The organism is Streptomyces sp. NRRL S-378, assembly GCF_000720645.1.
GTDB lineage: Bacteria > Actinomycetota > Actinomycetes > Streptomycetales > Streptomycetaceae > Streptomyces.
Genome location: NZ_JOBX01000087.1, coordinates 1 through 22,422 on the forward strand (window position 1 = coordinate 1; position 22,422 = coordinate 22,422).

Sequence of the window (22,422 nt, forward strand, 5' to 3'; positions counted from 1 at the left end):
GCCGGGGGCCGGGGGGCCGGGCGCCGGGCGCCGGGCTCAGGAGGCCTTGCGGGCCTCGCTGAAGGACGCGTACGACGCGCGCAGGTCGGCCCAGCGGCTGTCCGTCCAGGTGGACCAGTCCGTCGGCCGCCCCGCCAGCGCGGCCTCCAGCAGCTCGAAGTGCTCGTGCCAGCCGGCCAGGCAGTCGAGGCGGGCCTCGTCGGACCCCCCGCGCTCGTTGACGAACCGGATGACCGTGGAGTCGGTGCCGACCGCCTCCAGGTGGAAGCGCATCCGCCCGAGCCCGGCCACCGTGTACTCGGCGACGCGTTCCACGTCCCAGGCCGAGACGTGGCCGCTCGCCACGGTTCCGGTGTTCAGCCAGCGCAGTGTGACGGCCCCGCCGAGCCGCCGCTCCAGGACATCGGCCGCGGCCAGCCAGCCGCGGAGCCCGTCGGGCGTGGTCACGGCGCGCCAGAGGGCCTCGTAGGAGTAGGGCAGGTGCAGCTCGAAGCGGAGCAGCCAGTGGTTCTCGCCGCGCCGTTCGCTGGTGGCATGGCTCACGAGGGACATGCCACCAGCGTCCCACTCCGGCCGGTCAGACGCCCGCGTACGAGTGCTTGCCGCTGAGCAGGATGTTCACGCCGTAGTAGTTCCAGATCCAGCAGGCGAAGGCGAAGAGCGCCAGGTAGGCGGCCTTGCGGCCCTTCCAGCCGGCGGTGGCGCGGGCGTGCAGGTAGCTGGCGTACGCCACCCACGTCACGAAGGACCAGACCTCCTTGGGGTCCCAGCCCCAGTAGCGGCCCCAGGCGTCGCCGGCCCAGATGGCGCCCGCGATGATCGTGAAGGTCCACAGCGGGAAGACGGCCGCGTTGATGCGGTACGAGAACTTGTCGAGCGAGGCCGCCGAGGGCAGCCGCTCCAGGACCGAGGAGGCGATCCTGCCCGGCTTGCCGCCGCCGGCGAGCTTGCCCTCGTAGGCGTCGCGGAAGAGGTAGAGGACCGCGCCGGCCGCGCCGAGGTAGAAGACGGCGCCGCAGAAGATGGCGGTGGAGACGTGGATCCACAGCCAGTACGAGTGCAGGGCCGGGACGAGCTGGTCGCTGTCGGTGTAGAGCCAGGTGACCGCGATGCCGAGGTCCAGCAGGACGGTGGTGACCAGGATCAGGCCGAGCCAGCGGACGTTCTTCTTCAGGGCGAGGAGCGCCAGGTACGTGCCGACGGCCACCGTGGAGAAGGTGATCGAGAACTCGTACATGTTGCCCCAGGGGGCCCGCTCGACCGACATGGCGCGGGTGACGACGCCGGCCGCCTCGACGAGGAAGGCGAGCGCGGTCAGCGAGACCGCGATCCGGCCGTACAGGTCGCCCTGCACGGTGCCACCGGCTGCGCCGGGGCCGTCCGGGACGTCACGGGTGCCGGCGCCGGAGCGGGTGGTGACCTTGGGCCGGTCCAGTACGGCGGTGGCGCCGCCCTTGCCGCGCACCTGCACGGCCGGGGCGGCGGTCTCCTGGGAGCCGGTCAGCGCGGCGGCCGTGCGGGCGACCTTGCTGCGGCTGCCGAAGGTCCACTCGGCGATGTGCGCGAAGAAGGCGAGCGTGTAGACCGCCATCGACGAATAGATCAGGTAGTTGCTGATCTGAGCCAGGTTCTCGTTGGCTGCGGCAGCGAGCGGCGTCATCCGCGCTCTCCTTCGGGGGTTTCTTCGACGGGTTCGGCGGGCGTCGCGGTCGGCGCCCGCTCGTGCAGCGTGGCGGCGAGCTCCGCCAGCTCCTCCGGGAGCCTGGCGGACTCGCTGCGGCCGAGGCCCGCCATCTCGACGACGGTCACGCCGTCCTTGCCCGCCACGGCGCGCACCCAGATCCGGCGGCGCCGGATGAACAGCGACCCGGCCAGGCCCGCGATGGCGGCGATCGCGCCCGCGAGGGCGAGGCCGCTGCCGGGCTGGCGGGTGACGGAGAAGGTGGCCCACCGCTCGATGCCCTCGAACTTCACGGTGCCCGCGCCGTCCGGCAGGGTCATCGTGTCGCCGGGCGCCAGCCTCTTGATGAGCTGCTGGCCCGACGCGTCCTTGTAGGCCTCCATCTTGGAGGTGTCGAGCCGGTAGACGTTCTGCGGCAGGCCCGAGTCCACGCCGAGGCTGCCGTGCCAGGCGTTGAGCATGAGCTGCGGGTTCAGGAGGGCGGGGAACTGCGAGAACATCGTCCCCTTGCCCTCGCCGGCGAAGGTCGGCACGAAGACGGCGGTGAAGCCGAGCTGCTCCGGCTTGCCGTCCTTGTCCTTGTAGCCGTCGGCGACCTTGACGGCTCCGGTGGAGGTGAGGTTGCCGTCCTGCGGGAGCACCGGAACGGCGTCCTTGTAGATCACCTTCCCGGTGGGGTCGGTCACCGAGATGATCGGCGCGTAGCCGTGGCCGAGCAGGTAGACCTTGGACCCGTCGATCTCCAGGGGCTTGTTGACCTGGATCTCGCGCTTCTGCGGCGTTCCGTGGGCGCCCTCGCTGAGGGTGACGTACGCCTTGAAGTCGCGCGGGGTGCCCCGCTGCGGGCCGGACATCTCGTAGGTGGCGTCGAAGCGGTCCAGCGTGAAGCTGAACGGCGGCAGGTCGTCCGGGTGGAAGAGCGTGCCGGGCTTGAAGTCGTCGTACTGGGTGAGCGTGTTCGAGAAGCCGCTGCCGCGCAGGACCAGCTTGCCGCCCTCGGACTTGAAGTACTGGCCCCAGGCGAAGGCGACGAGCATCACGATCAGCGCGACGTGGAAGACCAGGTTGCCCGCCTCGCGGAGGTAGCCCTTCTCCGCCGCGACGGTGCCGCGGCCCGCCTCGGTGCGGAAGCGCTTCCCCGCGAGCAGCGTCCTCGCGTACGAGAGGACCTCGTCCGGGGTGCTGTCCGTACGCCATGTGGTGTGGGCTGGCAGCCGGTCGAGCCGCTTGGGGGCGCCCGGCGGGCGGCCGCGGAGCTGGCCGACGAACTGCCAGGCGCGCGGGATGATGCAGCCGATCAGGGAGACGAACAGCAGCAGGTAGATCGCGGAGAACCACACCGAGCTGTAGACGTCGAAGAGCTGGAGCGCCTCGGCGACGCCGACGTAGGAGGAGTGCTCGTCCTTCCACTCGGCGACCTTCATCGCGTCGACGTTGGTCTGCGGGACGAGGGAGCCGGGGATGGCTCCCAGGGACAGCAGGAAGAGCAGGATCAGCGCCACCCGCATGGAGGTGAGCTGCCGCCAGAACCAGCGGGCCCAGCCGATCACGCCGATGCCGACGGGACCGCTGTCCTCGACGGGGGCGGTGGACAGCTGGGAGCCGGCCGCTGCCTCTGCGGCGTCCGCCGGGACGGGCTCGTGCGACGCCTCGGTGGACGCTTTGTCAGTCGTACTCATGTCCGTCGGTTCCTCAGATCCCCACCGTGAAGCTTTGGGTCCAGGCCTGCATGTCGGTGACGATGCTGTCCCACAAACCTGTGACGAGCAGCAGGCCGGTGAGGATCAGCATGCCGCCGCCGATGCGCATCACCCATGCATAGTGCTTCTTCACCCAGCCGAATGCACCGAGCGCCTTGCGGAAGGCGATCGCGGCGAGGACGAAGGGCACGCCGAGGCCCAGGCAGTAGACGACCGTCAGCAGCGCGCCGCGGCCGGCGCTCGCCTGGTCGAGGGAGAGGGTCGTGACGGCGGCGAGGGTGGGGCCCATGCAGGGGGTCCAGCCGACCCCGAAGAGCACGCCGAGCAGGGGCGCGCCGAGCAGGCCGGCCGTCGGCTTCCGGTGGAAGCGGAACTCCCGCATCGTCAGACCCGGGATCGCCCCCATGAAGAAGAGGCCCATGAAGATCACCACCCCGCCCAGGACGCGGGAGATGATCTCGTTGTTCTCCCGGAGGGTCTGGCCGAAGAAGCCGAAGAGCGCTCCGGTGGAGACGAAGACGGCGGTGAAGCCCGCGATGAACAGCAGCGCGCCCGCCAGCATGCGTCCGCGCCGGGCCTCGGCGAGGTCGGCGCCGCTGACGCCGGTCACGTAGGAGAGGTAGCCGGGGACCAGGGGCAGGACGCAGGGCGAGAAGAAGGAGACCAGCCCGGCGAGGAGCGCGATCGGCAGCGCCAGCAGCAGCGCCCCGTTCAGGACCGTCTCGTTCACCCCGGTGACCTCGGCGGCGAGCACGTAGTGGACCACGAGGTCACTGCTCCGCGAGGACGGGGTCGATCATGGAGCGCAGCTTGTCCTCGCCGAGGGGGGCCAGGGTGCGTGCGGCGATCTTGCCCTCCCGGTCCAGGACGAGCGTGGAGGGGATGGCGTTCGGGTGGAGGCTGCCCTTGGGGAAGCGGAGCAGCAGCTTGCCGTCGGGGTCGTAGAGGCTCGGGTAGGGGATCCCGAAGGTCTCCTCGAAGGAGGCGGCGTTCTGCTTGCTGTTGTCGCGGACGTTGAGGCCCACGAAGACGACGTCCTTGCCGGCGTCCGCGAACTCCTTCGAGACCTTCGCGAAGGCCGGGGCCTCGGCGCGGCACGGCGGGCACCAGGAGCCCCAGACGTTGAGGACGACGACCTTGCCCTTGAGGCCGGTCGTGTCGAGGGTCTTGCCGTCGACGGTCTCGCCGTCCAGCCCCGGGGCCTCGGTCCGCTCGCCCTTGGCGGAGGTGGAGATGCCGCTCGCGCCCGTGACGTAGTTGCCGCCGCTGCCGGTCGGCTTGCCGCTGTCCGAACCGCTGCACGCCGTGAGCGTGAGGGCGCCGGTGACGGTCACCGCGGTCAGCAGGAGGGCGCGGCCGCTGGGTGAGCGGCGTCGGGGGGCGCGGCTAAGGCTCATGTGAAAAGTTTCGCATGAGCAATTCGCGGATTTTCCGCACCCCCCGGCCGGGTGTCAATGCCCTGGTCAGGCGATGTATCAGGCGGCGGTGAGGTACGTGTTCCAGCCACCGGCGGGTGCCCGCCCGGGACCGAGGGTGCGCAGCCGGGCGAGCACCTTGGGGTCCTGGACCTCCAGCCAGTCGGTGAACTGCCGGAACGATACGAGCCTTACATCCCTTTTGTCCGCCATGCCCTTGAGCGCCTCCTCGACCGCGTCCATGTAGATGCCGCCGTTCCACTCCTCGAAGTGGTTGCCGATGAAGAGGGGTGCGCGGTTGGTCTCGTAGGCCCGGCGGAAGCCGCCGAGGTAGGTGGCCGTGGCCTGGGAACGCCAGGCCGGGTAGTGGGCGGGCACGCCCTGCGTGGTGTTCTTCGACTGGTTGGCGAGGATGTTGTAGTCCATCGACAGCACCTCGAAGGAGTGCCCCGGGAAGGGGAGGGCCTGCAGCGGCAGGTCCCAGACGCCCGACCGGCGCTCGGGCCAGACCTGGAGGCCGCCGGGCGAGCTGGCGTCGTAGCGCCAGCCCAGCTTCCGGGCGGTCGGCAGGAGGTTGTCCCGGCCGAGGAGGCAGGGGGTGCGGGCGCCGGTCAGCTCCTTGCGGTAGTCGAAGGGCAGCGGCTCCATGTCGGCGAAGCCGGTGTTCGTGCGCCAGCGCGTGACGAAGGACATGGCCTGGTCGATCTCGCTCTCCCAGTCGGCCGGGGTCCAGCGGGCGACGGAGCCGGGCCCCCCGCAGAAGTGGCCGTTGAAGTGCGTCCCTATCTCGTGCCCGTCGAGCCACGCCTCGCGGACGCAGGCGAGGGTGGCCCGGACGTTCTCGTCCTTGAGGTAGCCGATGTCGGATGCGCCGACGGGATTGTTCGGCGGCCGGTAGAGGCTCCGCTTCGACTCGGGCAGCAGGTAGATGCCGGAGAGGAAGAAGGTCATGGTGGCGCCGTGGTCCTTGGCGAGCTTGAGGAAGCGCGGGAAGAGACCGTTGCCGATCTCCCCCGCGCCGTCCCAGCTGAAGACCACGAACTGGGGCGGCGTCTCACCCGGCTGGAGGGGCACGGGCCGGTCGGGCTGGTGGGGCTGCGGGCCGGTGTCGGCGGTGGAGCCGTCACCGATGGGCCTGCCCGGCGGCCCCTCGCCGGGCTTCGGGTTCTTCACGGGTCCGGCAGCGCCGGGACCGGACACGTCGGGCAGTCCGCAGCCGGCGACTCCCATCGCGGCCGCGGCGCCAAGTCCCAGTCCCAGCAACCCCCTCCGACTGACTCCCCTGATGTCGCGCATGTCACCGTCCCCATCGGCGTCACCCCACCCGGCCCAAAGTCCATATAAACGGACAAGTTGGCCGGACATGTGTGCTGACACGGTGATTCCCGCGCATCTTGTATTTAATTAGACAGGCCTGTAACGGCCCGTAACAGACCGTCGGACGCGACGCGGATCAGACCTGCGGCAGGTCCGGATCAGACCTGCCGCAGGGCCGGATCAGACCTGCGGCGGGCCCGGGTCAGGTCCGGGTCAGGCGCCGAACGCCTTGGACGCGCCCTTCACCGGCTTGGCACCCGCCAGCAGGTGCGCCGGGACCAGGTCCCGGGCCGGCTCGCTGTAGCCCACGGAGACCAGCCTGTCGCCCTGGAACGTGAAGGACGTCAGGGACGCGAGCGTGCACTGCCGACGGCGCGGGTCGTGCCACAGCCGGCGCTTCTCGGCGAAGCTGCGCACGATCCAGATCGGCAGCTGGTGGCTGACCGCCACCGCTTCGCGGCCGCGGGCCGCGTCGCGCGCGGCCTCCAGCGCGCTCATCATCCGGACCACCTGCTCGACGTACGGCTCGCCCCAGGAGGGCTTGAACGGGTTCGTCAGGTGCTTCCAGTTGCCGGGCTTGCGCAGCGCGCCGTCGCCGACGCCGAAGGTCTTGCCCTCGAAGACGTTCTCCGCCTCCAGCAGCCGCGCGTCCGTCGCCAGGTCGAGGCCGTGGGCCTTGGCGATCGGCTCGGCCGTCTCCTGCGCCCGCTCCAGCGGGGAGGACACCACGTAGGCGATGTCCCGGCTCTTGAGGTGCTCGGCGACCCGGTCCGCCATCTGGCGGCCCAGCTCCGAGAGGTGGTAGCCCTCGCGGCGCCCGTACAGGACCCCGTCCGGGTTGTGCACCTCACCGTGGCGCACCAGGTGCACGACGGTGAGGTCGGACGTCACGTCGCGGCCGTCGTCGCTCATGCCGTGGCCTCCGCGGCGGCCCGGGCGGCGGCCGGCAGTGCCGCCGCGACGCGCTCGATCGCCTTCTCGTCGTGGGCGGTGGAGACGAACCAGGACTCGAAGGCGGACGGCGGCAGGTAGACGCCCTGCGCCAGCATCGAGTGGAAGAACGCGTTGAAGCGGAAGCTCTCCTGCTTCTTCGCGTCGTCGTAGTTGCGGACCGCGTCCTCGGTGAAGAAGACGGAGAACATGTTGGACGCGGTCTGCAGGCGGTGCGCCACGCCCTCCTTCGCGAGCGCCCCGGTGACCAGGCCCTGGATCTCCGCCGAGACGGCGTTGACCTTCTCGTACGCGGCCGCGTCGAGCAGCCGCAGCTGCGCGAGGCCGGCGGCGGTGGCGACGGGGTTACCGGAGAGCGTGCCGGCCTGGTAGACGGGACCCGCGGGGGCGAGGTGGCCCATGACGTCGGCGCGGCCGCCGAACGCCGCGGCGGGGAAACCGCCGCCCATGACCTTGCCGAAGGTCATCAGGTCGGGCTTGACCCCGTCGACGCCGTACCAGCCGGCGCGGGAGGTGCGGAAGCCCGTCATGACCTCGTCGGAGATGTAGAGCGCGCCGTTCTCGCGGCACAGGTCCGCGAGCCCCTGGTTGAAGCCCTCGGCGGGGGTGACCACGCCCATGTTGCCGGGCGCCGCCTCGGTGATCACGCAGGCGATCTCGCCGGGGTGCGCGGCGAAGGCGGACCGGACCGCTTCGAGGTCGTTGTAGGGCAGCACGATCGTGTCGCCGGCCTGCGCGCCCGTGACGCCGGGGGTGTCCGGAAGCGCGAAAGTCGCCAGACCGGAACCGGCGGCGGCCAGCAGGGCGTCCACGTGACCGTGGTAGCAGCCGGCGAACTTCACGACCTTGGCGCGACCGGTGAAGCCGCGTGCCAGCCGGATCGCCGACATGGTCGCCTCCGTCCCGGAGGACACCAGGCGCACCTGCTCGACGGGCTCGATGCGCGCGACGATCTCCTCCGCGAGCGCCACCTCGCCCTCACCGGGCGTGCCGAAGGAGGTACCGCGGGCGACGGCCGCCTGGACGGCCTCGATCACCTGGGGGTGGGAGTGGCCGAGGATCATCGGCCCCCACGAGCAGACGAGGTCCACGTACTCGCGGCCGTCGGCATCGGTGAGGTACGGACCGGTGCCGGACACCATGAACCGGGGCGTACCGCCCACGGCACGGAAGGCGCGCACGGGAGAGTTCACGCCGCCGGGGGTCACGAGGGAGGCGCGCTCGAAGAGCGTCTGCGAAACTGGGGCTTCATACGGGTACGGGTAGCTCACACCAGCCATGGTCTCAGAGGCTGCGACAGACTTGCGGGCGGGCGTTTCACCGCGTCGCCGCGGGGGAGGTCACTGCCATGATGATCAGGCTGCGCGGCGGAGGTCGCGGGGCCGGGACGAGCAAGACCAGTCGGGTGGAGATATGCAACGCGGTGGTGGACCGGGCGAGGGTACGGACGGCCTCGATCCGCAGCGCGCCCGCGAAGCCCGCGAGGCCCGCCGCCGGGGCAGGCACCGCCGGCGCGCCACCGAGGCGGCCGACGCCGTGCCGGAGCCCGCAGCGGCGGAGGACGACGTGCCCCGGGGTCGCGGCATGGGCGTGACGTACAAGTACTTCGGCGCCCCGGACGGTGCGACGGCTGCGCGGGTCCCGGTGACGATGCGGCCGGAGGAGCTCGGCGGCGACGAGCTCGGCATGGGTGGCCTGTTCACCAAGATCAAGCCGGAGACGGTGGCCGCGATGGTCCTGACCGGCATCGAGGGCATACCCCTGCACAAGGTGCCGCCGCTGGAGCTGGTCGTGCTCCACCCCGACTACGCGGTGGTCAAGCTCCCGATGACGGTGGTCGACCCGCTCCGCGGGATCGGCGAGGAGTCCGTGGGCGCCGCCGCCTTCATCTGGTCCACGGTCCCGGACCGCGGCGGCCCGAGCGACGCCTTCAACGTCTACCAGCTGCTCCACGAGTGGCAGGACTTCAGCCACCGCCTCCACGAGGCCGGCCACCAGCCGTACTGCCTCGTCTGGCCCTGAGCCGGTCCTCCCCGGCCGGCCACGGGATCACGAACGAACCCTGCCCCCGTCGTGCCGGAGTGCGTCACCGCAGGTTTTCAGCCACCGGCTGCATGAGGGCTGCTACCAGCCGTAACCCCCCGACGGCCCGGCCGCCCGCGCGCCCGGGCGGTGTGCCCTCGGGCCGTACGGCGAGGGACCTGGACCAACATCGAATTGCAGCCATATTTTCCGGCTGCCTCACTACCGTCCAGTAGGTCGGCAATAGCCGTGGAACGGCGTAACCGCACCGGAAGGCGCGATTGCCGACGACCCGTCACCGGTCCGTCCGGCAAACACTTTCCGGACGGACCGGCACGGGTCCGCTTTGTTCCTGGGCGAGCCTGACGGACGATGTCCGTGCCGCTCGGGTCACCTGAGGTCGCTCAGCACACCACTCACGTTGAGGACTTCGTGGCACTCCTGCGCCTGGCGGCCGGTGGCCGGCGTGCCCGGCTTTGCACAGGTCACCTGAACGGTCACAGTCTGGCTCTCGGTGATGCTGATGGGGGTGACCCAGTGGTAGTCCTGGTTTCGGAACGTCTCCAGCGCGATCGTCGTGATCTTGCGGTCACCGAAGTTGATCGTCACCACGCCCTCGTCGCCCTGGAAGTTGGCGACGACGAGGTCCGTGATCCCGAAGACCTTGCCCGCGGGCACCGTGTACGAGCCGGTCTTGTTCTGGCCACCGCCGGTCTGCAGGTCGATGGTGGCCGAGCTCTGCAGCCCGCCCGCACCGCCGCCGGTCCCGGCGCCCCCACCGCCGCCGCCCGCGCCGGGCTGGTTGCCCTTGGCCGCGCCCGGTCCCGTACCCGCGCCGCCCGGCTGCTTGCCGTCACCGGTCACCGGGGTCTGCCCCGCCGCGTCCGCGGCGGGCGCCGGATTCCTGGCGGCCTCGGCGGCGGCCTCCTTGGCCGTGGAGCGCACGGCCGGGCGTACCAGCATGAACCAGGCGAGCAGCAGCGCGAGCAGCGCGGCCAGCACCGCGAGCAGCCACGTCGGGAAGATCGGGATCTGGACGAACTCCACTTCCAGCGGAGCCCGTACGGCCTCCTGCTCGGGGCGCGCCGCGGCGGAGTCGCCGCCCTCGCCGTCCTCGGTCTCGGCCACCTCCACGGTGAACGGCCAGGTCACGGGGGATCCGAACCACACCGGGCTACCGGTGCGGACCTTCAGCACCACCTCGGCGGACTCGCCCGGCTCCAGCTTCAGCGCGGCGGGGGCGAAGTCGAACTTCAGCTCCTCGCCGGGCTGCGCGGGGGTGAAGCCCACCTTCACCGGGGCGTTCCCCTCGTTGCGCACGGCGATGCGGTAGCGACCGTGCAGCCATCCGCGGCGGCGTTTGGGAGCGCTCTCTGCGCGCAGTTCCCGGAACTGGCCGACATGGACGGTGGTCTCGGGGACCCGCACCGCGTCGGGCTGCTCGGTGGGCAGCACCCGCACGGCGAGCGGCACGTCCCCGGCCCGCACCTGGGGCGAACGGGGCGGCGCCAGACGGATCGTCACCGTTTCCGAGGTGCCCGGATACAGCGAGACGCGCTCGGGTTCCACCGTGGTCCAGGCAGCGCAGTCGCCGACGACTTCCAGGCGGTACGCCTCGACGATGTCGCTGTCGTTGCGAACGGTCAGGCTCGTGGTGGCGATACCGCCCGGCATCACCGACACCGGCTCGATGTCGAGGACGGGCGCGCCAGGGCTGGGAGATGCAGCTGGGGATGTCACGCCACGACGCTACGGCGCCGCCCCGGCCGCCACCACGGACGCGGGGGCAAGGCCCCGGGCAGTCCGGATGCCCCCACAGACTTCCTCAACTCCTCATGTACGGCCGCCGGTTGGCTCTCAGCGTCGAGATCCGACCAGGCCGGCCAATTCCGTCACCCCACGTACGCATCACGGAACAGGTACGACACATGCGCTGCGCTGACAACAACAGCCCCGTCCTCACCTCAGGCACCGGCATACCCCAGCCCTCCACCCCGGCACCTCCCCGCAGAACCGGTCGGCGGGTGACCGTCGCCGTGTACGCATCGGATCCGATCCTGCGCGTCGGGGTCGTCCACCAGCTGCGCCAACGCCCCGAGATCGAACTCGTCCCCGACACGGAGGCCGACGGCGCACAGGTGTCGCTCGTCACCGTGGACAGCGTGGACGACGAGACGGCCGCACTGCTGTACCGGCTGCGGCACAACCCCGACACCCGCACCGGGCTCGTGGTCGGCACGTTCGAGTCGGGGGACGCGCTGCAGCGCGCCATCGAATGCGGGGTCAGCGCGGTCCTGCGGCGCGCGGAGGCCGACCAGGACCGGCTCCTGCGGCTGGTCCTGGCGATAGCGAACGGCGAGGGAGTGCTGCCCGGCGACCTCCTCGCGAAACTCCTCGACCACATGGGCAGCCTGCAGCGCTCCGCGCTCGACCCGCGCTCGGTGTCCCTGTCCACCCTGACCTCGCGCGAGGCGGACATGCTGCGCCTGGTGTCGGAGGGCCTGGACACCGCGGAGATCGCGCGCAAGACCTCCTACTCCGAACGGACCGTCAAGAACGTGCTCCACGAGGTGATCACCCGCCTCCAGCTGCGCAACCGGACGCACGCGGTCGGCTACGCCCTGCGCAACGGGCTGATCTGACCGCACGCTCGGGCGGTCGCGGGCGGTGCGACCGCCCGCCACTGCCCGAAAGCGCAAGGGACGCTTCCCCCGGGTCCGGCCCCGCGGCCCTCCTGGTCCGCGCGGCCGGACCGGCAGGGTGGCGGGGTGACAGGCAGGATGCGGGACCGGACTGTGAGGTGGGCCGTGAGGGGCACGGATGGGTCCGGCCGTCGGCGACACCGCTGGGGAAGGGCCGGCGCGTCGATGCTGCTGCTGGCGCCCTTGCTCGCGGTGACGGCGGCCGCCGGACCGGGCGACGCCGGGGCACAGCCCCTCGCGGCCGACGCCGGGAACAGCCGGGTCGCGTACGCCGGTACGCGCCACCGCAGCCTGGGGCGGGTGGCGGGCGACAAGACCGACGCCAGCACCCCGCTGTTCGGTGACGGGCCGGCCCACCTGGACGTCCAGCCGTCGGCGCTCGGCGACCGGCTCGTCTTCGCGAGCCGCCGCGACGAGAAGAACCCGCAGGTCTACCTGCGGTCCGCGGACGGCTCGGTACGTCGGCTGACCAGCGGCATGGACGCGGGCAACCCCCGGCTGACCCCCGACGGGCGCTCGGTCGTCTTCGACTCCGCGCACCGCGCCGCGGCCGGCGGCGTCCAGCGCGACCTGTGGCTCGTACGCACCGACGGCACGGGCCTGACCCGGCTGACCGACACCCCCGCGAACGAGGAGCACCCGACCGTCTCCGCGGAGGGCGGACGCCTGGCGTACTCCTCCGACACCGACCGGGCCGCCGGGGCACAGGTCTACGTACGCCCCCTGCGCGGCGGCGCCGCCACCCGGCTCACCGACCCGGCGGGCGGCCCGGCCACCGAGCCCGTGTGGAACCCGGTGGACGACGCGACCAACCGCGACGTGATCGCCTACACCGCCACCGGGGCCTCCGGCCCCCGCCTGCGGTGGACGAACGGGCGCGCGGACGGGCAGCTGCTGGCCGGCACCCAGGCGGGCTGGCGGACCCGGGGGGCAGCGTGGCTGCCCGACGGGAACGGTCTGCTCTTCCTCAGCCCGGACCGCACCTGCGAATGCAAGGGCGACTGGGACCACGTCTTCCAGGTGCCCGCGCACTCGGCGGACACCCCGAAGCTCGTCTACAGCGAGGACCGCGAGGTCGGCTCCCCCACCTGGCTCGGACCCCTCCAGGGCGGCGGCGCCGTCGTCGAGCGGATCTCGGCGGCCGGCCGGCACGCAGTGACCCTGCAGGATGCCCGGACGGACGGCTCCGACCCCCGCGACCTGGGCCTGACGATCCTGAACGAAGACCCGGCGGCCGACACCAACACCGACCCGGCCAAGGACCCGCTGTTCCGGCCGGGCCCCGGCTTCGACCCGTGGACGGAACGGCAGAGCTACACGCCCGACGGGCGCAGGATCGTGGTGACCCGCTTCGAGGGCACGGCGGACGCCCGGATCCAGCGGATCTGGATGGCGGACGCCGACGGCACCAACGCCGCGGCCCTGCCGCTGGCCGGCCGCGGCCCCAGGGACTGGGACACCGACCCCACGTTCTCCCCCGACGGCAGGTACCTCGCTTTCACCCGTACGTCGCCCGGCGGCGTCGGCGAGGCCGCGGGCCCCAGCCGCATCCTGATCGCGGACGCCGCCACCGGCGCGATCCGCGGCGAGATCAGCCCGCCCGCGGGCGGGCCCAGGGGCGGTGACGCCCAGCCCACCTGGTCCTCCGACGGCACCACGCTCGCCTTCACCCGCAACCTGGTGATCAACGGCCACGGCGGCAACAAGCACATCTGGACCGTGCCCGTGGACCGCCTCGACCAGCAGCGCGACCTGAGCGCCACCGTCTGCTTCGGCGCCTGCGAAGTCATCGACGACAGCCCGGCGTTCTCCCCCGACGGCGCCACCGTCGCCTTCAACCGCAAGAACGGCGGCGGCCGCGTCGACGAGCGCACCGGCATCCTGCTCGCCTCCCCCACGGGCGGCACCTGCCGGGTCCTGCTGCCCGATGCCGCCCGCGACAAGCCGGGCGCCTGCGGCCGCGAACTGCCCGAGACCACCGGCAACGGCCCCTACCAGCCCCGCGACGCCGCCTGGACCGCCGACGGCACGTCCCTGGTGCTCACCGGCCGCGGCTCCCGGGCCGTCAACAGCCCGGAGAAGCTGAAGCTGGTGGACGTCGCGACCGGCGCCCACAACCTGCTCGTCACCGGCCTGCCGGGCCGTCAGAAGGAGCCCGCCGTGCAGCAGTCGGTGGACCTCGCGGTGCGGGCACCCGACCGGACCCCGCCGCTCACCGTCGGCGGCCCGGCCACCGTCCGCGTCGACGTCGTCAACCACGGTCCGGCGGCCTCCCCCGGCACCCGGCTGACCGTCGCACCCCCGCTCGGCGTGAGCGTCACCGGGCTCTCCGCCCCCGGCGCCACCTGTGACGCCGCGGCCCTGACCTGCGCCCTGGGCGTCGTACCGGCCGGCACCACCGTCCCGGTGACCGTCACCCTCACCGGCGTCACCCCCGGCGACCAGCCCGTGGAGTGGTCGGTCACCGGTACCGTCCTCGACCCCCGCCCCAGCGACAACGCCGGCCGGACCGTGGTGCCGGTGCGCGAGGCCCCCGTACCCCCGAAGCCGACACCGACGCCGCCCACCCCGACGCCGGGGCCGACGCCGCCCACGACCCCGCCCACGACCCCGGCGCCCGCACCGCAGCCGCCCGCACCCCAGGCCGGCCCCGGCGTGAGCATCACCGCACAGCCGAACCCCGGCTACGTCGGCGGCCGCGTCGTCGTCACCTACACCGTCGCCAACGGCCGGAGCGCCCTCGCCACCGGCCTGCGGCTGCGCATCGGCCTGCCCGAGGGCGTCCCCCACGACGGTCCGCCGCCGGGCTGCGACCAGAACTGGACGTGCGCACTGCCTGACCTGGCACCGGGCGCCCGCACCGTCCTGCGGGTCGTCCTCAGCCCCGACAAGGCGCTCACCGCACAGGTCACCGCGACCCTCACCACGACGGGCACGGACGCCGACCCCGGCGACAACACCGCCCGGCAGCAGCTGCGCATCCTCCAGCCGCGCATCGTCGCCGTCCCGCCGATCGGCAGGCCCGGCTTCGTCACCTCGGTCCGCGGCGAGGACTTCCCGCCCGGCGCGCCGGTGCGGTTCGCGTGGAAGCCGGGCATCACCGCGGCGGCCGCACCCACCGTGCCCCAGGCCGACGGCACCTTCATCGGCCAGCTGCTGATCCTCGCCAAGGACCAGACCGGCCCGCGCACCATCACCGCGAGCGGCCCCGGATTCTCCCCCGTGCAGACCGACTTCCTCGTGGTCAACGGCACGGTGCAGCCGCCCGACGAGGTGGCCCGCCGGTGATCCACGAGGTCGACGAAGGGCTGCGGCGGCTGCTGGCGGAATCCGGCCTGGAGGCGTCGGGCGTCGAGGTCGTCTTCGACGCGCCGACCCGCGACTGGGCCGCCCGCCGCAGCGCGCCCACCGTCTGCGTGTTCCTGTACGACATCAGGGAGGACCCGACCCGGCGCGGCAGCGGCGGGGGCGAGGTGTACGACGAGGAGGGATTCGTCGTCGCGCGCCGCACCCCGCCGCGCTGGTTCGAGCTGACCTACCTGGTCACCGCCTGGGCGAGCAGGCCGCAGGACGAGCACCGGCTGCTGTCCCAGGTGCTGTCCTGCCTCGTCGCCACCGACACGCTGCCCCCGCGCCTGCTCACCGGCACGCTCGCCGACCTCGGTCTGCTCGTGGACGTGGACGCGGGCGGCACCGGCATGGACGCGCCGGCCGCCTCCGACGTGTGGTCGGCGCTGGGCGGCGAACTGAAGCCGTCCCTCGGGCTGCGCGTGAAGGCCCCGCTGGCCGGCATCAGCAAGGTCGCCGCCCCGCCCGTCACCCAGGGCCTGCTGGTGAACTCCGTACCGCAGGCAGGACCGGACGGTGACGGGAGCCGGCGACGGCTGCGCTACGTCGAACTGGACGCACCGGGACCGGAGGGCTTCGGCGGCTCCCGGGAACGGCCCAAGGCCCCCGCCCGCCGCCGACGAGGAGAACGGCAGCCGTGACGCACACCCTCCGCACGCCGGCCCCCGCCCCGGAACGGGTGGCGGACCCGCGCCCGGAACGGGCGGCCGACCCGGCGGCGGCCGGCCCGGCGGCGGCCGGCCTGCCGTGCCCGTACCTGTGGGCGCGGCTCCGGCTCGTCGAGGACCGGGTCCGGCACGCCGTGGCGCTGCGGCGCTCCGTCGATCCCGACCCGGACGACCCCTACCGGGGCCAGTACCTCACGCCCGAGGCGGTCGCCCGGATCCTGGACGAGGAGCACGGCCCGGACCTGCCCGCGCTCCCGGCGGCCGGCCCTGTGCCGTCCGGTTCGCCGCTCGACGTCCTCGCCGCACGCTTCGGGCTGGAGCCCGTCGACCTGGACCTGCTCCTGGTCGCCCTGGCCCCGGACCTCGACGCCCGGTTCGAACGGCTCTACGGCTACCTCAACGACGACCTGACCCGCCGCCGGCCGACCGTGGGGCTCGCCCTCGAACTGTGCGGCCGTGAACACGCCGCCGCCGCACGCTTCCGGCTCTCCCCCGGCGCCCCGCTCGTCGCGGGCGGCCTGCTGGAGGTCACCGATCCCGAACGGCCGCCCCTGTCCCGGACGCTGGCCGTCCCGGACCGGGTCACCGCCCACCTGCTCGGCGACGCCTCGCCCGCTCCGGACCTGGCCGAGGTGCTCGGCGAGGCCGCCGACGACCCGGCCGTCGACCCCGGCGAACTGCGCCTGGCCGCCGCCGCGGCCGGAAGCGGCACCGGCCACGTCCACCTGCGCACCCGCGGCGGTGACCCCGAGGGCCTGGCCGCCGCCGCACTGCGGGCCCGCGGGCTGGGCCTCCTGGTCCTGGACCCGGTGGCGCTGACCCACCGCGCCCGCGCCCTGCCCGCGCTCGCCCGCGCCGCCGCCCGCGAAGCCCGGCTGCTGGGCGCCGGCGTCCTGCTCGGTCCGCTGGAAGCACTGCCCGACAAGCCCGACGAGCGGGCGCACGTCCTGCGCACCCTGTGCACGGTGCTGCGCGGCATCCCCCTGTTCACGCACGGCACGAGCGGCTGGGAGCCCGCCTGGGCGGCCGCCACCCCCGTCTCCCTGACCGTCACGTCCCCCACCCCCGACCGGCAGGCGGTGCGCTGGCGGCACGCGCTGGAACGGGCCGGCGCGGAGCACGGCGCCCCGAACACGGCAGACGGTACGGACCCGGAGGGCGGGACGGAGGCGCTCGCCCGGTCCGTGTCGGCGCACCGCCTCGACGCCGGGCAGCTGCGGCGCGCCGCCGACACCGCGTCGCGCACCGCCGCCCTCGACGGCCGGCCCGTCTCCCCCGACGACCTGCGCAGCGCCGTACGGGCCCAGAACGGCGCGGGCCTGGCCCGCCTCGCCCGCCGGGTGGAACCTGCGGTGGGCTGGGACGACCTGGTGCTGCCCGCCCCCACGCACCGCCGGCTGCGCGACCTCGCGGTGCGCGCACGCCACCGCGACCAGGTACTGGGGCAGTGGGGCATGCGGCCCGGCGGTGGCCGCGGACGCGGGGTGATCGCCCTGTTCGCGGGTTCCTCCGGCACGGGCAAGACCATGTCCGCCGAGGTGGTGGCCGCCGACCTGGGCATGGACCTGTACGTGGTGGACCTGTCCACGGTCGTCGACAAGTACGTCGGCGAGACCGAGAAGAACCTGGAACGGATCTTCACCGAGGCCTCGGCCGTCAACGCGGTGCTCCTCTTCGACGAGGCCGACGCGATCTTCGGCAAGCGCTCGGACGTGAAGGACTCCCACGACAAGCACGCCAACATGGAGTCGGCCTACCTGCTCCAGCGGATGGAGTCCTTCGACGGCATCGCCATCCTGACCACCAACCTGCGGGCCAACCTCGACGAGGCGTTCACCCGGCGCCTCGACGTGATCGCGGACTTCCCGGTGCCCGACGCCGCCCAGCGCCGGGCCCTGTGGGAACGGTGCCTGGGCGACCGTCTGCCGCGGGCCGACGACGTCGATCTCGGGTTCTGCGCCGACCGGTTCGAACTGGCCGGGGGCTCGATCCGGGCCTGCGCGGTGACGGCCGCCTACTTCGCGGCCGCGTCCGGTGCGCCACTGACGATGCGCCAGGTGATGACCGCCGTCGCCCAGGAGTACCGCAAGCTCGGACGCCTGCTCCTGGAGGGCGAGTTCGGACCGTACCTGGGCCAGGTCACCGACGTGTGACCCGGGTGGCGGACCGGACGGGCGGACCGGTCCGCCGGGCGGAACCGGTGGGCGCGGACCCGCCGGACGGCCCGGCTGCCTGGACGGCCCCGCGGGGGCGACCGCGAGGGCAGCGTACTTGCCCCTGACCGGGCCCGAACGTCCCTGCCCACGAGGGCTGTCGCGCGCGAGGCTGTGACCAGAACTGATGGAAAGCCGTGACGAAGGAGCGAGCATGCCGACGTACCTCACCCCGGGCGTGTACGTGGAGGAGGTGCAGTCCGGTGCTCGCCCGATCGAAGGGGTCGGCACCGCCGTCGCCGCGTTCGTCGGGTTCGCCCAGAGCGGACCCTTCCACGAACCGACGCTGGTCACCAGCTGGGACCAGTACTCCCAGCACTTCGGCGGCTTCACCGAGGGCACCTACCTGCCCCACGCGATCTACGGCTACTTCGCCAACGGCGGCGGCGCCGCGTACGTCGTCCGCATCGGCGGGTCCGACCGCGACGCCTCCGCACCGGCCGCCGCGGGCTCCGTCCCCCAGGCCCGCGCGGCACAGCCCGTCGAGCTCGGCGGCTTCCTGATCACGGCGCGTCCGGGCGTCACCGGCGTCTCCGTGGAGATCGCCGACGCCGACGGGGAGAACCCGCCGGAGGACCGCTTCAAGCTCCTGGTCCGCCAGGGCGAGCAGGTCGCCGAGACCTACGAGGCCTCCGCCCGCAAGAACGTCAAGGGCTACCTCGTCACCCAGGCCCGCGCCTCGAAGCTGATCGAGGTCACCGAGCAGCGGTCCGCCGCCCAGACCCGGCCCGCCGGCCAGACCGTGGCCCTGCCCGACACCCCCGGCGCCGTGGCCGCCGCGGCCGGGAACGGCACCGTGTCCCGGCTCGACCCGGCCGAGTACGTCGGCGACGCGGGCGCCCGCACCGGCTTCGCCGGCCTGGAGACCATCGACGAGATCACCATGGTCGCGGTGCCGGACCTGATGAGCGCCTACCAGCGCGGCGACATCGACGCCGAGGGCGTGCGCACCGTACAGCTCGCGGTGATCTCCCACTGCGAGCAGATGGGCGACCGGGTGGCCGTCCTGGACACCCCGCCCGGGCTGTCCGCCCAGCAGGTGCGCACCTGGCGCAACGACGAGGCCGGCTACGACTCCCGCTACGCCACCCTCTACTACCCGTGGGTGAAGGTCTTCGACCCGGCCGCCGGCCGCAACACGACCGTGCCGCCGAGCGGCCACGTCGCCGGTGTGTGGGCGCGCAGCGACGCCGAGCGCGGCGTGCACAAGGCCCCCGCCAACGAGGTGATCCGCGGCGCGGTGGACCTGGAGATGCGCCTGAGCAAGGGCGAGCAGGACCTGCTCAACCCGATCGGCGTGAACTGCGTACGGGCCTTCCCCGGCCGCGGCATCCGGATCTGGGGCGCGCGCACCCTCTCCTCCGACCCGGCCTGGCGCTATCTGAACGTGCGCCGCCTCTTCAACTACCTGGAGGAGTCGATCCTCCTGGGCACCCAGTGGGTGGTGTTCGAGCCCAACGACGATCGGCTCTGGTCCAGCATCCGGCGCAACGTCACCGCCTTCCTGACCGAGGAGTGGCGCCGCGGCGCGCTGTTCGGCCGGACGGCGGCGGAGGCGTTCTACGTCAAGTGCGACCGGGACAACAACCCGCAGGAGTCGATCGACCAGGGCCGCGTGGTCTGCGAGATCGGTGTGTCCCCGGTCAAGCCCGCCGAGTTCGTGGTGTTCCGGCTGGCCCAGTTCTCCGACAGCACCAGCCTCGTCGACGAGTGATCCTCCGGGCCACGGCAGCGACAGCAGCGCACCGGCAGCACCAGCAGCATCAGTAAGGAAAGGTGAAGGACAGTCATGGCAGAGGGCGATGCTCTTTCCACCCATATCTTCGGCGTGCAGCTCGGCGGCTACCTGGTCGAATCGATCCAGGAGATCAGCGGCCTGACCGTCGAGGAAGAGGTCGTCGAGGTCCGCCAGGTCAGCGCGGAGGGCAAGCAGATCATCCGCAAGCAGCCCGGCGCGCGCCAGGCGGGCGAGGTCACGATCACCCGGGGACTCGACAAGAGCAGCGAGTTCACCAAGTGGATCAAGGAGACGCTGAACAACGGCGCCGTCGACACCGCGCGGCAGAACCTCACGATCGAGATCAAGGACTCCACGGGCGCGACCGTCCGCCGCATCCAGCTGATGCAGGGCTGGGCCTCCAAGTGGGAGGGCCCCTCCCTCAAGGCCGGCGAGTCCGCCGCGGCCACCGAGTCCGTGACCATCGTGTTCGAGGAGATCATCGTCGAATGAGGCGCCGTACGGTGACCGCGGGCAGCCTGGAGGAGATCCTCCAGGTCACGGCGCCCGCCCAGGCCCCGGAGCAGGCGGCGGCGCCCCCGGCCGCCGCCGCTCCGGCCCCCCGCGAGGACCACGGGCTGCGCACGGAGTTCGAGTTCGAGCTGCCGCGCGGGTACGTGGACGAGGCGGGCACGGTGCACCGGCACGGTGCGATGCGCCTGGCCACCGCGCGCGACGAGCTCCGCCCGCAGATCGACCTGCGGGTCAAGGAGAACCCGGCGTACCTGAGCGTGGTGCTGCTCAGCCAGGTGATCACCCGGCTCGGCACCATCACCGACGTGCACGCCGGGGTCGTAGAGCGGATGTACGCGACCGACGTCGCGTTCCTCCAGGACTTCTACCGGCGCGTCAACAGCGAGGGCCACACCCGCGCGGCGGTCACCTGCCCGCACTGCGAGGGCGGTTTCGAGGTCGACCTCTCCGGTGGGCGCCTGGGGGAATCGTGACGTACGCGCTCCCCCGGCTCCGGGAGGAGATCGCGTACATCGCCTACCACTTCCACTGGCGGCGCGACGAGATCCTCGACCTGACCCACGGCGAGCGCCAGGACTGGGTCACCGAGATAGCTCGCATCAACACCCGTGTGAACGAAGGCGGTTGAACACATGGCATGGCGGGACAGGCTGCGTCGGCGCACCGCCGTGCCGGACACCGCTGCCGCTGGGGCGGCCGTGGCCCGGGCCCAGGACGGCGCCGCGGACACCGGTCCCGGCGGGACCGTCGGGACCGTCGGGACCGCCGTGCCGGGCGACTGGGACGGCGGCTGGCGCATGACCGCGCCACCCCTCTTGACCGTCTCGCGGTCGGTGACGGGCGTCAGCGACGGGCTCGCCTTCCGCTCCGGCCTGGCCGCGTGGCGCAACCCTTCGTTCGACACCGGGCTCGCCCACGGCCTGCTGCCGTCCGCCCCGGCCGGACTCGTCCGCGGGGTCGCCCGTCCCGCCACGGCCCGCCCCGCCCACAGCGGCGGCGGCCCGCTGCTGCTGCGGGCGCTGCCCACCGAGCCCGAGCAGGCAGGAGCCGTACCCGCCGCCCCGTCGCCGGGGTCCGGTGCGGCGGCATCCGCAGTGGCCGCGGAGCGCGGCACCCGCACGGGCACCGGCGCACCTGCCCCGATCGTCTCGCGGGCCGTGGCCCGTGGGGCCGCGGCTCCGTCGGGTGCCGTACGGACCCGGTCGTCCGCGAGCCCCGGCGCCGCGACGTCGGACGGGGCCGGGTCCGGGGCCGGTTCTGGGTCCGCCGGTTCCGGGTCCGGGTCCGGTGCGCGGGGTCTCACGTCCACGCACTCCGCGACCGTGCTCGGGGCGGCGCCCGCTCCTGCCGTGCAGCGGTCCGCCGTCCCCCTGGCCGGGCCGGACCGTGCGGTGGCAGCCGCGCACTTCCCCGTGGTCCGCCGCATCGCGGTGGTCCCGGCCACCTCCGCCGAAGGCGGGTCCGGCGCGCCGGTACGGGCCGCCTCGGACACCCGGCCCGGCCGTACGGACGAGAGCGCGCCCGGCGCCGTCACGGTCCGGCCGCGCCCCGTCGGGCGTGCGCTCACCACCGCCCGGGTTCCGTCCACCCCGCGGCGCCGCGTACCCGCCGTACGGCCCGTACGGCCGACCACCGCCACGCTGCCCACCGCTACCGGCCCGGACACGCCCGTCCAGCGGGCGGAAACCCGTGGCCCGCTCCTGGAACTCCCGCCCACCACCACGCCGCCGGCCCCGACCCCGGAAACCCGTGGCCCCGCCATGCCGACCGTGCAGCGCACGGCCGAACCCGCGGCAGGCGGCCCGGCACCGCAGGCACCCACCGTGCAGCGCGCGGCGGAGACCGCGAACGGCCCCGCGGCCGGGAAGCCGGTGCAAACCCGCGCCCCGCTCGGCGAACCCCTCACCGAACTCCCGCCCGCCGCCACCCCGTCGGCCCCCGCACCGACTGGTTCCGGCCCGGCCATGCCCACCGTGCAGCGCCAGGCCGAACCCGCGGGGAGCGGCCCGGCCGCACCGCAGCCGCCGGAGCCGGCCGCCGACGCACCCGTCCAGCGCATGCGCACCCGCGCCCCGCTCGGCGAACCCCTCGCCGAACTCCCCGCCACCGCCACCCCGTCCGACCCCGCACCGGCCGCCCCCGGCCCCGCCATGC

At 73.2% G+C, this 22,422-nt stretch carries 18 protein-coding genes and 1 pseudogene; 10 read left to right on the plus strand and 9 right to left on the minus strand.

The window, feature by feature from the left end:
- Positions 1-36 precede the first annotated feature (36 nt).
- From IH80_RS0135110 to hemL, 8 genes are all read right to left on the minus strand, one after another.
- On the minus strand, positions 37-552 hold the full coding sequence (locus IH80_RS0135110; RefSeq protein ID WP_030965850.1) for an SRPBCC domain-containing protein: 516 nt from the start codon (positions 550-552) through the stop codon (positions 37-39).
- 25 nt (positions 553-577) lie between these two features.
- Positions 578-1,660: a c-type cytochrome biogenesis protein CcsB gene (gene ccsB, locus IH80_RS0135115; RefSeq protein WP_030965852.1), complete on the minus strand. Its 1,083-nt coding sequence runs from the start codon at positions 1,658-1,660 to the stop codon at positions 578-580.
- Entirely contained in the window at positions 1,657-3,360 is a 1,704-nt protein-coding gene (gene resB, locus IH80_RS0135120) for a cytochrome c biogenesis protein ResB (RefSeq protein ID WP_030965853.1), read from the minus strand. The genes ccsB and resB overlap by 4 nt, the downstream gene beginning before the upstream one ends.
- Positions 3,361-3,373: 13 nt before the next feature.
- Positions 3,374-4,147: a cytochrome c biogenesis CcdA family protein gene (locus IH80_RS0135125; protein ID WP_037882023.1), complete on the minus strand. Its 774-nt coding sequence runs from the start codon at positions 4,145-4,147 to the stop codon at positions 3,374-3,376.
- A gap of 4 nt (positions 4,148-4,151) precedes the next feature.
- Positions 4,152-4,778 carry a TlpA family protein disulfide reductase gene (locus tag IH80_RS0135130; RefSeq protein ID WP_030965855.1) on the minus strand — a complete coding sequence of 209 codons (627 nt, stop codon included), beginning with the start codon at positions 4,776-4,778 and terminating at the stop codon, positions 4,152-4,154.
- A gap of 78 nt (positions 4,779-4,856) precedes the next feature.
- The gene (locus IH80_RS0135135) at positions 4,857-6,083 is read right to left on the minus strand and encodes a hypothetical protein (RefSeq protein ID WP_030965857.1); all 1,227 of its coding nucleotides are present in this window, start codon (positions 6,081-6,083) and stop codon (positions 4,857-4,859) included.
- Between the two features lie 243 nt (positions 6,084-6,326).
- A complete protein-coding gene (locus IH80_RS0135140) occupies positions 6,327-7,025 on the minus strand; it encodes a histidine phosphatase family protein (protein ID WP_030965858.1) in 699 nt (232 codons plus the stop codon).
- Positions 7,022-8,344, minus strand: coding sequence for a glutamate-1-semialdehyde 2,1-aminomutase (hemL, locus tag IH80_RS0135145; RefSeq protein WP_078906902.1), 1,323 nt, complete (start codon positions 8,342-8,344; stop codon positions 7,022-7,024). Before hemL ends, IH80_RS0135140 begins: the two co-directional genes overlap by 4 nt.
- A 133-nt stretch (positions 8,345-8,477) precedes the next feature.
- Here hemL and IH80_RS0135150 point away from each other — a divergent pair, with 133 nt between their 5' ends.
- Entirely contained in the window at positions 8,478-9,086 is a 609-nt protein-coding gene (locus IH80_RS0135150; RefSeq protein WP_078906903.1) for a hypothetical protein, read from the plus strand.
- Positions 9,087-9,476: 390 nt separating this feature from the next.
- Here the strand turns inward: IH80_RS0135150 and IH80_RS0135155 are convergent, their stop codons facing one another.
- Positions 9,477-10,826, minus strand: a complete 1,350-nt coding sequence (locus IH80_RS0135155) for a hydrolytic protein (protein WP_420708906.1) — start codon at positions 10,824-10,826, stop codon at positions 9,477-9,479.
- A 188-nt stretch (positions 10,827-11,014) separates the two neighbouring features.
- On the opposite strand from IH80_RS0135155, the gene IH80_RS0135160 reads away from it, so the two are divergent.
- The 9 genes and pseudogenes from IH80_RS0135160 to IH80_RS41250 form a co-directional block, all read left to right on the plus strand.
- Positions 11,015-11,728, plus strand: coding sequence for a helix-turn-helix transcriptional regulator (locus tag IH80_RS0135160; RefSeq protein WP_051810273.1), 714 nt, complete (start codon positions 11,015-11,017; stop codon positions 11,726-11,728).
- 225 nt (positions 11,729-11,953) lie between these two features.
- The gene (locus tag IH80_RS0135165; RefSeq protein WP_030965862.1) at positions 11,954-15,076 is read left to right on the plus strand and encodes a DUF11 domain-containing protein; all 3,123 of its coding nucleotides are present in this window, start codon (positions 11,954-11,956) and stop codon (positions 15,074-15,076) included.
- Complete coding sequence (locus tag IH80_RS0135170; protein ID WP_030965864.1) at positions 15,073-15,777, plus strand: DUF4255 domain-containing protein; 705 nt, start codon at positions 15,073-15,075, stop codon at positions 15,775-15,777. The genes IH80_RS0135165 and IH80_RS0135170 overlap by 4 nt, the downstream gene beginning before the upstream one ends.
- A gap of 101 nt (positions 15,778-15,878) precedes the next feature.
- Positions 15,879-17,957: an ATP-binding protein gene (locus IH80_RS0135175; RefSeq protein WP_030965865.1), complete on the plus strand. Its 2,079-nt coding sequence runs from the start codon at positions 15,879-15,881 to the stop codon at positions 17,955-17,957.
- A 214-nt stretch (positions 17,958-18,171) separates the two neighbouring features.
- Positions 18,172-19,731, plus strand: coding sequence for a phage tail sheath family protein (locus tag IH80_RS0135180; protein ID WP_030965866.1), 1,560 nt, complete (start codon positions 18,172-18,174; stop codon positions 19,729-19,731).
- 75 nt (positions 19,732-19,806) lie between these two features.
- On the plus strand, positions 19,807-20,247 hold the full coding sequence (locus IH80_RS0135185; RefSeq protein WP_030388073.1) for a phage tail protein: 441 nt from the start codon (positions 19,807-19,809) through the stop codon (positions 20,245-20,247).
- Positions 20,244-20,741 (plus strand): zinc-ribbon domain-containing protein, encoded by a 498-nt coding sequence (locus IH80_RS0135190; protein WP_030965867.1) that lies wholly within the window; start codon positions 20,244-20,246, stop codon positions 20,739-20,741. The genes IH80_RS0135185 and IH80_RS0135190 overlap by 4 nt, the downstream gene beginning before the upstream one ends.
- On the plus strand, positions 20,738-20,896 hold the full coding sequence (locus IH80_RS45505; RefSeq protein WP_167344733.1) for a DUF6760 family protein: 159 nt from the start codon (positions 20,738-20,740) through the stop codon (positions 20,894-20,896). Before IH80_RS0135190 ends, IH80_RS45505 begins: the two co-directional genes overlap by 4 nt.
- Positions 20,897-20,900: 4 nt before the next feature.
- A pseudogene (locus tag IH80_RS41250) lies at positions 20,901-22,422 on the plus strand (hypothetical protein); the annotation flags it as partial.